Origin of the sequence: Curtobacterium flaccumfaciens (assembly GCF_013359815.1) — a bacterium.
GTDB classification, from domain to species: domain Bacteria; phylum Actinomycetota; class Actinomycetes; order Actinomycetales; family Microbacteriaceae; genus Curtobacterium; species Curtobacterium flaccumfaciens.
This window is the reverse complement of sequence record NZ_JABMCF010000027.1, coordinates 47,773-62,113: the sequence shown is the minus strand read 5'-3', so window position 1 is coordinate 62,113 and position 14,341 is coordinate 47,773. Positions and strand designations below refer to the sequence as shown.

Below are 14,341 nucleotides of genomic sequence, written 5' to 3'. Positions count from 1 at the left end.
AGTTGTAGCCGATGCCGGTGATGACGTCACGGACGAGCTTGGGGATCTCGACGTAGCCGGAGGTCGTGACCTCGCCGGCGACGTGCACGAGCCCGGTGGTCACCATCGTCTCGACGGCGACGCGCGCGTTCGGGTCGACCGTCAGCAGTGCGTCGAGGATGCTGTCCGAGATCTGGTCGCAGATCTTGTCGGGGTGCCCCTCGGTCACCGACTCGGACGTGAAGAGGCGCAGCTTGCTGGCGATGCGACGGCCGGTCGTCGCCGGACCGCGGTCGGTAATGGTCATGGTTTCCTTTCGATGAATGAAGCCGTGATGCGGGGCCGCGGTGCTGCACCGAGTGCGAGGGCGACCCCAACTGCAGCGATGAGTGCCCACCCGCCGGCAGAGCCCGCGATGCTGGCTGCCGGGACGAGTAACGCCGTTACCCCGGCGGCCGTGATGCCCCACGCTGACCCGACAACCCCGAAAGCCGCGGTGTGGAGGCGGGCCGGGGTCCGGTTGAGGATCGTCGGCATCATGCCCGCAGCGAGCAGCAGCTCGGTGATTGTCCAACCCACGCCGAGGACGGCCCAGCTGTCGGTGACGGCCATCGTGATCGCTGTTACGGCACCGACTGCCGACCCCGCCATGAGGTAGTGCGTCGCTGCGGAGTCGCGGAGGAGCCGTACGGCAAGGGGCTGCAGGACGAGGACGAGTGCCCCGTTTAGTAGAGCGGCTGACACGTAGGACTCCGGGTGGCGGGTCCCGAGGGCGAACGCGGTCCCCAGGCCCTGCATCAGCGCGGTGGCGCCGATCCCGACGGTCAGCGCAGCTCCGAGGCGTCGGGCGTCTTCGAGGCGAAGATCTCGCAACGACCCGAGCGCCGGGACCGCGATTGGTCCGAGGATGAGTGCGATTGGGGCCGCTGCAAGCAGGACGACGCCCTCGATCGCGAACAGCACGCCGTATTGCTGGGTCGTGGCGGTGACCAGCCCGGCGACGCCCGCTGCGGCCGCGGCGCCGAGGTTCGCGGCCCAGGCGATCGTGGACTGCGTCCTGGCCCGCTGTCCGTTGGGCGCCGCGAACGTGATCGCGGTCCCGAGCAGTGACCGGGCAGCGCCGGACGTCGCCCCGACGAGGAACATTAAAGCCACCGGGGCTGCGACGGGCGCGCCCACGACGAGCGGGAGGATGAACATGACTAGCCCGTTCGTGGTCATCACCACCCCCAGCACCCTAGTTAGGGTCCGAGCATGGACGAGCGCACCCGCCAGTGCGGGGAACACCACCGTGCCAATGCCGAACGCGGCGAGCACCAACGCGGCACCGGTGGCCTCGTAGACGTCGCGGAACCAGACCACGGCGATGATCGAGCTGAAGCCACCCGCGCGGACGACGACCAGCAGGACGAGCGCCACCATGTAGCGGAGGCTCACTCGTAGCCCTCCGTGCCGCTGAGCCAGGTCGCGACGGCGTCGAAACGCCGCCGAGTCTCCGGAGCGAGGGCGTCGAGTAGCGCAGGGTCGGCCCGTGCGACCAGGACGGACCGGGTGATCCGCGCCAGGTCGACTGCGTCCAGGTCGGCCTCGAGGAAGTGCCCGAAGCCCTCCGAGCCGCTGGCGCGGCGCGCCCGCGGCGGCGTCCCGAGTTCGCGCCGGCGTAGCAGCGGCAGGTCCCGCAGGGCGAGATCCGCGTCGCGCCGGGTGAGTCCGAGCCGTGCGAGCCACCAACGGACTGCCGAGACGCCGTGTGCCTGGAGGAGCGCGGAGAGTCGGCCGGCCCGGCTCGCGGCCGACCGAGGGTCGGCTCCGTCGAGGCGCAGGTTGTGGTGGATGTGGAGCTGATCGGCGCTGGGGACGTCGAGCGCGGTGCAGAGCATCGGGACGACGGTCGTGTGGAGGTTCACCAGTCCCTTTCCGAACACCTGGGTCCGCCTCGCCGCGGTGGTCCAGCCACCGATGCTCGTGGGTAGCAGGTATGCGGCTGCGGCGACTAGTCCGGAGTGGATGACCTGGCCGGGATCATTTGGCACCGGGACGCCGACGTGTCGGGTCCGTGAGGCCGATCGGGAGACGCTGATCCGGTCCGGGACCCGGGTGTTCGACCGGGCGGCCGCGGCGGCGCGGCGCTCAGGACCTCGGTCGGAATGGCATCAGTGTGGCCGGTCGAACGACTGCAGAGCCTGCGGGACTGCGGACACCGAACCGCGTACCCGGATCGGCATCGGGACGAGCTGTTCACCGACGGTCAAGTCCGGGTCAAGGAGGGTGCGGACCGCCAGGGCCCCCATCTCCTCGTACGGCAGCGCCGCGGTGGTCAGGGTCGGTTCGAGGTACAACGCGATGTCGTCGTCATCGAAGGAAACGACTGAGACGTCCTCGGAGACCCGGAGTCCCGCTTCGGTCAGCGCACGGTAGACACCGAAGGCGAGCCGGTCGTTCAGGGCGATCACCGCTCCAGGGCGACGGCCGCTGGCGAGCAGGCCCCGCATGGCTTCGTAGCCGTGGTCGGGATCCCACTCGGGCATGTCGATCTCACTGATCGGCACGACGTCGTGGGCCGCGAGGGCCGCCGATATCCCGGCGAGGCGCCGTTCGATCGCGCGGGTGGTCCAAGCCGGGCGGACGGACCGATCGCGGCCGATGATGACGACGTCCTCGGTGTGGCCGGCGTCGAGCAGGAGCCGCACGATCGACTCGCCGCCGGCGTGCTCATCGGCGAGGACGGTGGCGGTCGGACGGGATGCGACTGCGTTGAGCATGACGACGGGGATGTCCGCGTTGATCTCAGGGAGTTCGACGGCGTGCGGTCGGATCGAAGCGTAGATGAGCCCGTCCACCTGGTGGTCGACGAGCACACCGAACGACGAGACGATCCCGGCCTGCTGGTCCTCGGTCTCGGTGATGAAGAGGACGTATCCCTGGCGCTTCGCCTCGGCGAGGGCGCCGCGGATCATGCCCGACCCGAACCGGTCAGTCGTGATGGCCTCGGAGACGAGTCCGATGACACCGGACCGGCGAGTGGTGAGTGACCGTGCAGTGAGGTTCGGTCGGTAACCGAGTTCACCCGCTGCGGCACGGATGCGGGCTGCGGCGTCGACGGAGACGCGCGATGCCGGGTGGGAGTTGAGCACCTGCGAGACGGCTGCCTTGGACAGCCCGACGCGAGCGGCGACGTCGGAGAGCGTCACTCGACGGGCGCTCATCTCGACCTCGTCGTCATTGTTCGCACCTCTCCAGCATACGGGCTTGACAGACCGTGGTGAACCGGTACACCATACGTGATTAACCGGTTCACCATGGCGGTGGACCCCTCGATGATGAGTGGTGGAACCCCGTGCACGACCTTCCCTCGACCGACGGCCAACGCCGCTTCCGGGCAACGGTGCTCCCGTGCTGAGGCTCCCCGACCACTGGGTGTGGGACTTCTGGTTCGCCGACGACGGCGACCGCCACCACGTGTTCTTCCTCCACGCACCGCGGTCACTCGGCGACGAGCACCGTCGACACCGTGCAGCCCGCATCGGTCATGCCGTCTCCGACGACCTCGTCGACTGGGCGATCCTGGACGGACCGTTCGGGCCCGGTCCCGACGACGCGTTCGACGGGACGACGACCTGGACCGGGAGCGTCGTGCGCGGCCAGGACGACCGCTGGCGGATGTTCTACACCGGCACACGGTTCCTCGAGGACGAGCCCGTCCACACCAACATCGAGACGGTCGGGGTCGCCGTGTCCGACGACCTCGTCACCTGGCAGAAGCTGCCCGGCCCTGTGACGCGCTCCGACCCCCGCTGGTACGAGACCCTCGGCAACGACCCCGACGTCGACGGCGCACTCTTCCCGGAAGAGGCCTGGCGCGACCCGTGGGTCCACGAGGACCCCTCTGGCGGCCTCTGGCACATGCTCGTCACCGCCCGCTCCACCGAGGGAGCGCTCGACGACCGCGGAGTCATCGGACACGCGACGTCCACCGACCTCGAGCGCTGGGAGGTACAGCCGCCGCTGACCTCACCCGGATCGGGCTTCGTCCACCTCGAGGTACCGCAGGTCGTGCAGGTCGACGGCGCCTGGTTCCTGGTGTTCTCCTGCCCCGCTGACGCCCTCAGCACGGCCAATCCACGCGCCGACGAGACACCGGGCACCTGGTCGGTCCCGATCGACGGGCCCTTCGGTCCGTTCGACGTGACGGATGCCGAGCCGCTGACCGACGTGACGTGCTACTCGGGCCGGATCGTCCGTCGTCGCGACGGCTCACCCGTCCTGATGACCTTCGCGAACGGCCGCGCCGGAGAACCCCTGCCCGGCTTCCTGCACGACCCGGTCGACGTGCACGTCATCGACGGTCGGCTGGCCCTCCGTCCAGCGACGCCCACGGCCCAGACCCAGACCCAGACCCAGACCCAACCCTGCCCCGCCGGCAGCGGTACGGCCGCTCCCTGAGCGCCGTCCCACCGACCGACACCCGATCCCACTCAAGGAGAACCATGCACACCACGTCCCTCGTCCGCCGGACAGGAACGGTCATCGCCCTCGCCGCGGTCGCCGCTGCTGCCCTCACCGGCTGCTCCTCCGGCTCCGCTTCCAGCAGTGCTGCTGGCAGCGGGACCGGCAGCATCGTCGTCTGGGGCCACCAAGGCCAGGACTCCGAGGTCGCGGCCATCCAGAACGCCGTCAAGGGCTTCAACGCGTCGCAGAAGAAGGTGAAGGCGACCCTGAAGCTCATCTCCGGCGACACCTACACCAGCACCGTGACGAACACCCCGACGAACAAGTTGCCGGATGTGCTCGAGATCGACGGCCCGACGCTCGCGAGCTACGTCTACAACGGCAAGCTCACTCCGCTCAGCGACTACGTGTCGAAGTCCACCGTCAGCAACGCCACGAGCGGCTCGATCGCCGAGGGTACCGACAACGGCAAGCTCTACGGCCTCGCGCAGTACAGCTCGGCGATGGGCCTCTACGGCAACAAGAAGCTCCTCAAGGCCGCCGGTGTTCAGCTCCCGACTTCGCCGTCCACTGCGTGGACGCCGGAACAGTTCTCGGCGGCGCTGAAGAAGCTCGCCGCGGCGAACTCCTCAGGGAAAGCGCTCGACCTCACCGAAGCGTCGCTGAACGCCGAGTGGGGCACGTACGGCTTCTCGCCGATGGTCCAGTCTGCCGGGGGCAACCTCGTCCAGGGTGACAAGGCCACCGGTGTGCTGAACTCCGCCGCCTCGGTCAAGGCCCTCGAGGACATCGCGTCCTGGAAGCCCTACGTCGACGCGAACACGGACGGCAACGCCTTCCAGAACGGCCGCGTCGCGCTGAGCCTCAGCGGACACTGGAACTACCCGGCCTACTCGAAGGCGGTCGGCAGCAACCTCGTGGCCCTGCCGCTGCCGAACTTCGGTAATGGCGAGAAGGTCGGCGCCGGGTCCTGGACCTGGGGCATGAGCTCGGCCACCAAGAACGGCAAGGCCGCAGGTGCCTTCATGGACTACCTGCTCAACGACACCAGCGTCAAGGCGATCACGGACGCGAACGGTGCTCCGGCAGCGACGAAGTCCGTGTTCGACAAGCAGGCCGACTACCAGCCCGGTGGTGCCCTCGCCCTCTGGGGGCAACAGCTCGAGCAGTCCTGCCCCGCCACGGCGATCACGGACTCCTGTATCGCGGTCTACCGACCGGTGACCCCGGGCTACCCGGTCATCACCTCGAAGTTCGCCAGTGCGCTCTCCGCGGTCTGGGGCGGCGCCGACGCGAAGGAGCAGCTGACCACCGCGGCCCAGTCCATCGACCAGGCCTTCTCCGACAGCAACGACTACAAGTGATCGGCGGTGGAGACGTCGGCCTGCCCGACGTCTCCACCGGCACCGCCCCCGAACAGGACGACCAGGAGCACCAGTGACCAGCACGACCAGTCCCCAGTCGGATGCCCCGCCGATGCCATCCAGGGCGCGGGAGCGCCGCGATCCCCGACAACTGCGCAAGCAGCGGAGCGGCACCTTCGCCGGTCCGCTGATGGCCCTCCCCGCGATGAGCGGCATCGTCCTGTTCATCGCAGTACCCTTCGTCGCTGCGATCGGGCTGTCGTTCTTCAACGTCCAGATCGGGTCGCCGCGTCCGCCGACGTTCCTCGGGTTCACGCAGTACGTGCGCCTCTTCACCGACCCCGTCGAGGCGCCGCAGTTCTTCCGCGCTCTCGGCAACAACCTCTTCTTCGCCGCGGTCGTCATCCCGGTGCAGACCGGGCTGGCGCTCGTGTTCGCCGTCCTGCTCAACCAGCAGCTCAAGGGCATCAAGTTCTTCCGCACGTTCTTCTTCATGCCCGTCGTCTTCCCCATGGCGCTCGTCGCCGTCATCTGGCGCGTCATCCTCGACCGCAGCGGGGACGGTCTGCTGAACAGCGCGGTCGAGACCGTGACCGGCGGGACCGTCGGCGCGCACAACTGGCTCGGCTCCGGCAACACGGCGATGCTCTCCGTCATCGTCCTGTCGGTCTGGCAGGGCGTCGGCTTCCAGATGGTGATCATCCTCGCGGCGTTGCAGGAGATCCCCGAGGAGCGCTACGAGGCCGCACGACTCGACCGAGCGAACGTCTTCCAGCAGTTCCGCTACATCACCGTGCCCGGCGTCCGGAACACCCTGATCTTCGTCGTGCTGCTCACGACGATCTTCGCCTTCCGGGTCTACGACCAGGTGTACATCCTGATCATCACCGCCGGGGGGAACGAGAACGCCCTGCGCACTGTCCTGTACCAGGCGACGAACGCGATCCTCGCCGAGAACAGCGTCGGTCAGGCCGCCGCCATCTCGGTGGTCCTCTTCCTGATCATCGTCATCATCACCCTCGTCCAGCGAGCCGTCCTGCGCCAGAGGAGCGAAAGTTGAGCACCATCCGACCCACCCGCAAGCGACTCTCGAAGGCCGGCTCCTACACCATCCTCATCGTGATGTCGGCGGTCATGTTCTCGCCGATCTACTACCTGCTGATCGGCAGCTTCAAGCCGAGCTCCGAGGTCCTCGACGGCTTCACCGGCTTCCTCCCCATCCACCTGTCGCTCCAGAACTACCTCGGGGTCTTCAAGGCCCTCGACTCGGACGCGACGGGGTACTTCTGGCGGTTCATGGGCAACTCCGTCGCCATCTCGCTGGTCATCGTGCTCGGCGGGCTCGTCGTAAACTCGATGGCGGGCTACTCCTTCGCGCGCCTGCAGTGGCGCGGTAAGAACGCGGTGTTCGTCATCGTCGTCCTGCTGATCATCGTGCCGTTCGAGTCCGTCGCGGTCCCGCTGCTGTTCCTGCTGAACGGCCAGCGCGACACCCTGTTCGTACAGATGATCCCGTTCGTGGCGAACGCGTTCTCGATCTTCTTGTTCTACACGTTCTTCCTCAACCTGCCGAAGAGCATCGAGGAGGCCGCGCGCCTGGACGGTCTCGGGGCCTTTGGCACGTTCGCCCGGGTCGTCGTCCCGAACGCCAGACCGGTCTTCGCGACCGTGGCCATCCTCACGTTCCTCAGCTCCTGGGGGTCGTACCTTTGGCCGTCGATCGTGACGTCCGACCCGACCGCCCGCCCGCTCCCACTCGAGATGAGCGTGTTCTCCGGCCAGACGCCGGTCGACTGGGGACAGACGTTCGCCTTCGGGACCCTGCTGGTGCTCCCGGTCTTGATCGTCTTCCTCGTGTTCCAGCGGTTCTTCATCCAGAGTATCGCCGGTTCGGCCGTCAAGGGTTGACGCAGAGATCTCGCGGCGGCGGGATCTCCGTGGTCTCCGCTTCCACCGGTGCCTGCGTGGACCACCGACACCGGTACCGGTGGTCCACGCAGGCACATCGATCCCACTCAGGCACAACGGATGAGCTCCCCACCGTTCTCCTCGACCGGCTTGGCGACCACGAGCTTCGAGACTGATACGCCAGCCGGGCCGCTGGGCATTGGTGGGCGCGAAGCATGCTTGAGCACAGATCCGCTCCGAGCCCCACACGCGGCTGCGGGCGGGGCCGACGACCTTCGTAGCGGTCGTCGCGTCGGGGGAGTCGGATCTGTTGCAGCAGATCCCTAAGGGTCCACACATGTTGGACTTCCCGCGCTCGATGGCGACGGGAATCAACGGACGACGAGATTCACGACCCCGCCGACAGCCCAGGCATACGGCGCCGAGGACGCCGGGGGAGATCGCGGGCTTCCTCGCGCCGGAGGCTACTTCCGAGGTAGCACCGGAGCGTCAATGCGCCCCGTAGACGATTGCGCAGTACTTCCCCTCGGCCAACTGAGACCACGAGCGCTGTCACTTCGATCCGCCCGGGAAGCACTCGCGGGTCCGCGACACGATGCAGAGTGACCGTCGTGAGACCCCACCGCCGGTCCTGCGTACTGCATCGCTGAAGCTTCAGCAGCGCACACCGCGCGCGATCGACATCACGCAGTTCCAGCGCGAGGCCCATCACCGCCCCGGACGACCTCATCCTGTCCAGCTTCGTTGGCGTGTTCTGCACGGGAGGGAGTTCGTCGCGACCGACGTCCGGAAGCGAAGATCGACGACCGCGGAACTTCGCCCGACGACCGCTGCTTTCTGGCGCTTTAGCATTTTTGGCCGAAGCAAGGCCCGGTAGCTATCGTCAGGAATTCCCCGTCGTTCTCAGGGGTGGCGATGCAATGCACTTCCACGACAGAATCGACGTTGACGCGCTTGCCGTATGGTGACCTACCGCTAAATCAATAGCGGCACGATAATCCTTTCCCGGGAAAGAAATGCTGAGGCGTGTGAACGCTCGTCGGAAATTCGGCGATCGTTCGCGTGCCTCCCACAGGGGCTATGACTTTGTAATACTTTGTGGCTATACGCCAGGCTCAATCTCAGCGCGGCGACCTACTGTGCAATGATATTGCTATGTGGCGCGTCTGGCGGAGAGCGACGGCCGCTCATTGCCGAATTCCGGCGACAGATTGTACGCGAACTTGGTGGCAAGGTGACTTCTTGAGCAGACAGAGCTTCGACCTTCCTCAGCGATTATCTGTGACATAGCGCTTTTCCCGTTCGTTCGAATGGCAATCTCTTACGGAGTCACTTGTTCCATACAATTACCCCTCCCCAGGACGTTGGGGTACCTTCAGGAACAATTTGTTCCGCTGTTGGTGCGCCTATGCTCCCCGCGCCCGTAAAATCGCCGCAATTAGACGATCGTCTAGACAACTCCAAGACAGAAACTGAGGTCTGTAATGACCTTTCCTCACAAAGGCCGTAGGATGACCCATCGTTCGTTGCAGGTAGGCGCTCTCTGCGCTGTCATCGGGGTTGCGTTCGCCGGGGCGTTCGCGCCAGCCGATAGCGCGAGCGCCGCCCCATCGGATCTGGCAGCGACGACTTCGCAGCAGCTTCCCGTTATCCAGGCGACGCCACCCGCCTCAGGGTCGATTGCCGACCAGAAGCCCCGGATTTCCGAGCGACTGCAGCTCCCAATCGTTGCCGGAACGAGGCTGCTCGTCGACAATACTTCCTGCACTGCAGGGGCGGTTCTCTACCGATCGAGTCTGTTCGGACGCATCACGCAGGCGCAACGGGCGACCCGCTATATCATCACCGCGAAGCACTGCGGAGACGTCGGCAGCACCGTCTACGTTAATGGGGCGGTTGTCGGACACGTCGTTAGGACTTCTGACGATTTCGACGTCTCGCTCATCGCCGTTCCGCCGGCCCCCTTCTTGCGGCAGCAGTGCTCGGTGACCCACAGCGGTGGACCCTTCTGCACGACCGTTACTGACTACGCCCCTCGTGCACGCGGGATGGTGCTGGTCGGAGGAACCGCCGTTCCGTTTGCAATCCCCATCAACGTTCTCGGCGCCGGAGCCCCGACCCCTGATGAGGATTTCTGCGCGAGCGGCTCTTTCTCAGGCTGGTTCTGCGGATTCCACACGCGACCGATCGAGGCGACTCTGCGCACCAACGGATACGACCAAAAGGCTATGAGTTATAGCTGGATGCTCCAGCAGGGGGACTCCGGAGGTCCGGTGGTGACCCGAAACGGAACCCTGTACGGAATCGTGTCGGCCAGAGGCAGGCAAGAACCACGCGCCATGTATTACGTCTCGATGCACGAAGCGCTAGCCCAGTTCCCCGGCTTCGCCCTACAGCGGGGCTGAGTACACCTCCGCGCATTGCTCGGCCGTGACACCACCACCTGGCGAGATCGCAGGGTTTCCTCACCGAGCGTGGCGCGCCCGCACGGCGGTTCGTCTCGGGCTACGACGGGTGTTCAGCCCGGTGAAGTCCGCGTTCGTTCTGTGGGCGCTGGCCGACCGAAACGACCCCCGCGAGGCGCACATCGCCCGCGAGGTCCACGCCGCACACGAGGCTGCCTGGGAGGGTGCGATGACGTGGTTCGAGCAGGAGGCCGCGTACACCCGTGCCGGTGCCGGCGGCGTCGCGCAGATGAAGACCAACGGCCTGCTGCTGGCCGCGTTCGAGCACCGTGACTCCCGTACCGGGGATCCTGACCTACACACCCGCGTCGCCGTCGAGACGAAGGTGCAGGGCGTCGACGGGAAGTGGCGTTCCCTCGGCGGCCGCATGCTCCACAACCTCGGCGTCGCCGCCTCCGAGCGGTACAACTCTCTCTCGGGGCCGAAAGCTGCAGGCGAACCTCGGCGGCGTTGAAGACACCATCGAGAACCTCGACCACGTCGAGGCGGTCATCCCCGGCTAGCTCGACAAGGCATGCGACGCCGCACTCCTGACCGTGATCCCCGCCGGCTGACCGATTGACGACAACACGAAGCAGCTCGTCACCGGCATCCGTAACCTGACGAAGAACACCGCCGGTGTCAGCGTCGAGGTCATCGGCGAGACCGGGAGATCCCCGGAGCAGTGTGGGAGGAACTCCAGAAGCGCAAGCGGCGTCGGAAGAAGCAGCTCCACCAGATCCTCACTTCGCTCAGCGACTCCCGCGTCGCGGAGCGTGATGTTAACGGCCCCGCAGATGATAGCGCTGGGGACGAGCAGGCATCGGCCGTATACGTCCTCGGTCGACCCGATTATGATCCGGTCTCCGTCCGCGGAACTTGTCGCAAGTGACGAGTTCCCGCGGAACCTACAAGTCCGTAGACGCAAGGAACGCCCGGCCTGAAAGGAACAACTGTCAGATCGAACCTTGGCCGGGCGTCCTGTGGAGTGATTCTACGGCAGGATGCGGCGAGCGCCCCTAGTAGCGACGGACTTGGAGGGTATGCCGACTTGAGGGTGGCGGTTGAGTCACCCCTGGGTGATGTTTAGTTGTCAGTCCCTGTGGCCTGTGGTTGCTACCTGCGTACATGTACTCATGTACGCAATTTTCGCTGGTTGACCGGGGTTGGGTATCCGAGTTTGTGGGGTCTGCTGCACGGATAGGTGACAGTTGAAGTCACGCCGCGAGAGCGACGTTGGTCCTCATGATGGTTTCGAACTCGATTGGCGTCAATCGGCCGAGGCGGGCTTGGCGGCGTCGCCGGTGGTAGGTCCGCTCGATCCAGGTCACGATCGCGATGCGCAGGTCTTCTCGCGTGGCCAACGAGCGCCGGTTGAGGACGTTCTTCTGCAGGAGCGCGAAGAAGCTCTCCATCGCCGCGTTGTCGCCACAGGACGCGACCCTGCCCATCGAGCCGACCATGTTGTGACGGGTCAGTGCCTGCCGCAGTTTCCGGCTTCGAAATTGCGAGCCCCGATCCGAGTGCAGGATGCAGCCGGCTACGTCGCCAGAATCCGGACCGCGTTCTCCAACGCGGTCACGGCGAGCTTGGATGTCATGCGGGAGTCGATCGAGTAGCCCACGATCCGGCCGGAGTAGACGTCCTTGATCGCGCAGAGGTAGAGCTTGCCCTCGCCGGTGGTGTGCTCGGTGATGTCGGTCAACCACAGCCGGTTCGGCGCCTCGGCAGTGAACATGTGCCGGGTCCGGCCGTGCTCGTCGGTGACGGTGCAGAGGTCGTCGTGGACCGCGGGGCCGGGCTTCTTCCCGTTCTTGCCGCGCTTCTTGCCGAACGCGCTCCACCAGCCGTTCTGCGACGTGATCGTCCACGCGGTCCGATCGGCCATCGGTTCGCCGGCGTCGCGGGCCTCGTCGACGAGGAGTCGATATCCGAACTCGGGATCCTCCGTGTGCGCGTCGAACAGCGCGTTCGCCCGATACGCCCGCACCACCTCGCTCTGCGAAACGGGATCTGCCAGCCACCGGTAGTACGGCTGGCGGGCGAGCTTGAGAACCCGGCACGTCACCGCGACGGGGATCCCGTCGGCGGCGAGCTCGCTCACGAGCGGGTAGAGCCTTTTCCCGGCAGGTTCGCCTGCGACAGATACGCAGCAGCACGCCGGAGCACCTCGACTTCCTGCTCGAGGAGCCGGTTCCGCCGCCGCAACTCACGGACCTCCTCCGACTCAGGACGGGCGGTTCCGGGACGTTCCCCGTCGTCGACGGCGGCGCGACGCATCCACTTCGTCAACGTCATCGGGTGGACACCGAAGTCGGCGGCGATCTGCTCGATCGTCACGCCCGCTTCACGGTTCCGAGCGACGCGGACGACGTCGTCGCGGAACTCCTGCGGATAGGGCTCGGGCACGAGTGCATCCTTCCAGGCCCACCCCACCGGGCAAGCCAGATCAGATGTCACCTATCCGTGCAGCAGACCCAGGCGGTGTGACCAGGACAGGAAGCACAGCTGCCAGTGACACCGCGCGTTGCGTCCCACGGCCCTGCAGACCGCAGTACCGCGCGGCCGCGCAGCTGACGCAGTAGCCAATCGGCTACGGGGAGAACGGACTCGATTAGGGGTGGAAGCGAGGCTCCGTTGCGTAGAGGCCGACCGCTGCGTCGGCCAGAGTCATGGTGGGTTCCACGCAGACATTGGTGATCCCGCGTTCGAACTCGTGGATGAGCGAGTCGGCGGGGAGCCCGGTGCCGTCGTCAATCTTGTTGCGCGCTGAAGTGAGCATGTCCGCTGCCGCAGCGAACTGTTGTTGCGCGGTCAGTTTGGTGTTCCACTCGGCACAGCTCGTATCTGAGTACTGCTTGCTCCAGGTCTGTGTGTACTTGGACACGCTGGTGTCAGCAGCATCGTCATCGGGACTGCTGCCGAAGGAAGAGAGCACTCCGATTAGAGCGGCGAGCAGCACGATCCCGCCGCAGCCGAGCCCGGCGATCACGCCGCATCCGGGCGAGCCTTTACCTTGGGTGGGGCCGCTGAGGTCTGGCGGTTTCGGCAGGTCGGTAGGCACTGGAGTTACCCGGCGTGTTGGCGCACCGTGGCACGGATTGCTTCCGCGTGTTCGTAGATGCTGTCCATGCCATCGATGGGGTGTTTCGTCTCGACCTTGTTTTCGTTGAACAGGCCGAGGTACTTCTGCTTCTTGCCGTTGAACCACAGGCGGGCGATCGGCTTGCGGTTGTTGTCGTCGAGCAGCACGGCGAAGTACGACTTCTGGTCGCGATGCGCGATCCGATCCGGCTTGACCTCACTGCAGGCGATGGCCTTGACGATCTGGTAGCCCTCGAGCTCCTCGAGTGTTGTCTCGATCTCGGTGTCGCGGTCGAGGTCCTCCTCGGCCACAGCCGCGCTCGGGACCGTCTCTGCCGGCGCCTCAGCACCGATGGGCGCGCTGTACGAAGCACCGAGGGCAGTCTTCAACCGGTCGTTGACCTGCTCGTTGAGGAACTGCTTCGAGGCCTTCGCAACGAGCGCCGTGAACTGGGTCCGCGCCTCCTGCGTGAACCGGCCGTCGTAGACACGTGACGTGAAGAGCCGCACGAAGTCCTCTTCCGGCTCGCGGAACTGCGCGGCGATCGCTCGCTTGATCGAGCCGACGTACTTCAGTTCCTCAGCGGCGCTGATGACTGAGTCGAGGTCGAAGACGTCCTTCGTGAGCTTGCTCAGTTCGGGGAGCAGGGTCTCGTCGATGTCGGCGAGGTCCAGCACGAGGAACGGACGATCGTCCATCTTGTTCGGTGCGTCGAGGTCCGTGTAGAAGTTGTAGACCTCGCCGTTCGTCAGGACAGCGATCCGGGCGTTCGTGACGGAGAAGTAGCGGAACAGCTGCGACGCGTGCTCGATCTTCAGCGGCTCGGTCGACTTCTTGCACTCGATGAGGATCTGCACCTCGCCGTCGCGCATGATCGCGTAGTCGACCTTCTCGCCGCGCTTCACGCCGACGTCGGCGGTGAACTCGGGGACGACCTCCAGCGGGTTGAAGACGTCGTAGCCGAGGATCGTCGAGATGAACGGCATGACGAACGCGTTCTTCGTTGCTTCTTCGGTCTGGATGGCCTCGCGCTGGTTCTGCACCTTGGTCGCCAGCGCAGCGAGGCGTTCTTCGAACTCCACTGGTCCTCCTAGATCGGTCTCAGGCTAGTT

General features: G+C 66.0%; 12 protein-coding genes and 1 pseudogene. 6 read left to right on the top strand and 7 right to left on the bottom strand.

Annotated features, from left to right (window positions below):
• The 4 genes from HP445_RS01005 to HP445_RS00990 form a co-directional block, all read right to left on the bottom strand.
• Nucleotides 1-286 (bottom strand): S-adenosylmethionine synthetase N-terminal domain-containing protein (locus tag HP445_RS01005; protein ID WP_302849931.1); only part of this gene is annotated, 286 nt, incomplete at its 3' end.
• Nucleotides 283-1,416 (bottom strand): MFS permease, encoded by a 1,134-nt coding sequence (locus tag HP445_RS01000; protein ID WP_128781697.1) that lies wholly within the window; start codon nt 1,414-1,416, stop codon nt 283-285. The genes HP445_RS01005 and HP445_RS01000, both read right to left, overlap by 4 nt.
• Nucleotides 1,413-2,060, bottom strand: coding sequence for a class I tRNA ligase family protein (locus HP445_RS00995; protein ID WP_128781696.1), 648 nt, complete (start codon nt 2,058-2,060; stop codon nt 1,413-1,415). Before HP445_RS00995 ends, HP445_RS01000 begins: the two co-directional genes overlap by 4 nt.
• Nucleotides 2,061-2,132: 72 nt before the next feature.
• The gene (locus HP445_RS00990) at nt 2,133-3,185 is read right to left on the bottom strand and encodes a LacI family DNA-binding transcriptional regulator (RefSeq protein ID WP_128781695.1); all 1,053 of its coding nucleotides are present in this window, start codon (nt 3,183-3,185) and stop codon (nt 2,133-2,135) included.
• Nucleotides 3,186-3,372: 187 nt separating this feature from the next.
• Between HP445_RS00990 and HP445_RS00985 the strand changes: the two genes are divergently transcribed.
• From HP445_RS00985 to mobF, 6 genes are all read left to right on the top strand, one after another.
• Nucleotides 3,373-4,422 (top strand): glycoside hydrolase family protein, encoded by a 1,050-nt coding sequence (locus HP445_RS00985; protein ID WP_128781694.1) that lies wholly within the window; start codon nt 3,373-3,375, stop codon nt 4,420-4,422.
• Nucleotides 4,423-4,466: 44 nt separating this feature from the next.
• On the top strand, nt 4,467-5,792 hold the full coding sequence (locus tag HP445_RS00980; RefSeq protein ID WP_128781693.1) for a sugar ABC transporter substrate-binding protein: 1,326 nt from the start codon (nt 4,467-4,469) through the stop codon (nt 5,790-5,792).
• A 73-nt stretch (nt 5,793-5,865) separates the two neighbouring features.
• The gene (locus HP445_RS00975; RefSeq protein WP_232536687.1) at nt 5,866-6,852 is read left to right on the top strand and encodes a carbohydrate ABC transporter permease; all 987 of its coding nucleotides are present in this window, start codon (nt 5,866-5,868) and stop codon (nt 6,850-6,852) included.
• Nucleotides 6,849-7,700: a carbohydrate ABC transporter permease gene (locus tag HP445_RS00970; protein ID WP_128781692.1), complete on the top strand. Its 852-nt coding sequence runs from the start codon at nt 6,849-6,851 to the stop codon at nt 7,698-7,700. The genes HP445_RS00975 and HP445_RS00970 overlap by 4 nt, the downstream gene beginning before the upstream one ends.
• A 1,511-nt stretch (nt 7,701-9,211) precedes the next feature.
• A complete protein-coding gene (locus HP445_RS00965) occupies nt 9,212-10,105 on the top strand; it encodes a trypsin-like serine protease (protein WP_163343935.1) in 894 nt (297 codons plus the stop codon).
• Nucleotides 10,106-10,130: 25 nt separating this feature from the next.
• Entirely contained in the window at nt 10,131-10,619 is a 489-nt protein-coding gene (gene mobF, locus HP445_RS00960) for a MobF family relaxase (RefSeq protein WP_128781690.1), read from the top strand.
• Between the two features lie 742 nt (nt 10,620-11,361).
• Here the strand turns inward: mobF and HP445_RS00955 are convergent.
• The 3 genes and pseudogenes from HP445_RS00955 to HP445_RS00945 form a co-directional block, all read right to left on the bottom strand.
• Nucleotides 11,362-12,553: pseudogene (locus tag HP445_RS00955) on the bottom strand (IS3 family transposase).
• A 205-nt stretch (nt 12,554-12,758) separates the two neighbouring features.
• Complete coding sequence (locus HP445_RS00950) at nt 12,759-13,136, bottom strand: hypothetical protein (protein WP_128781689.1); 378 nt, start codon at nt 13,134-13,136, stop codon at nt 12,759-12,761.
• Between the two features lie 77 nt (nt 13,137-13,213).
• A complete protein-coding gene (locus HP445_RS00945) occupies nt 13,214-14,311 on the bottom strand; it encodes a type I restriction endonuclease (protein ID WP_128781688.1) in 1,098 nt (365 codons plus the stop codon).
• Nucleotides 14,312-14,341: the final 30 nt, after the last annotated feature.

What these genes read in the sequence shown, in the direction of transcription:
- HP445_RS00990 (WP_128781695.1), bottom strand. Translation starts at nt 3,185, where the DNA reads ATGAGCGCCCGTCGAGTGACGCTCTCCGACGTCGCCGCTCGCGTCGGG.
- HP445_RS00980 (WP_128781693.1), top strand. Translation starts at nt 4,467, where the DNA reads ATGCACACCACGTCCCTCGTCCGCCGGACAGGAACGGTCATCGCCCTC.
- HP445_RS00965 (WP_163343935.1), top strand. Translation starts at nt 9,212, where the DNA reads ATGACCCATCGTTCGTTGCAGGTAGGCGCTCTCTGCGCTGTCATCGGG.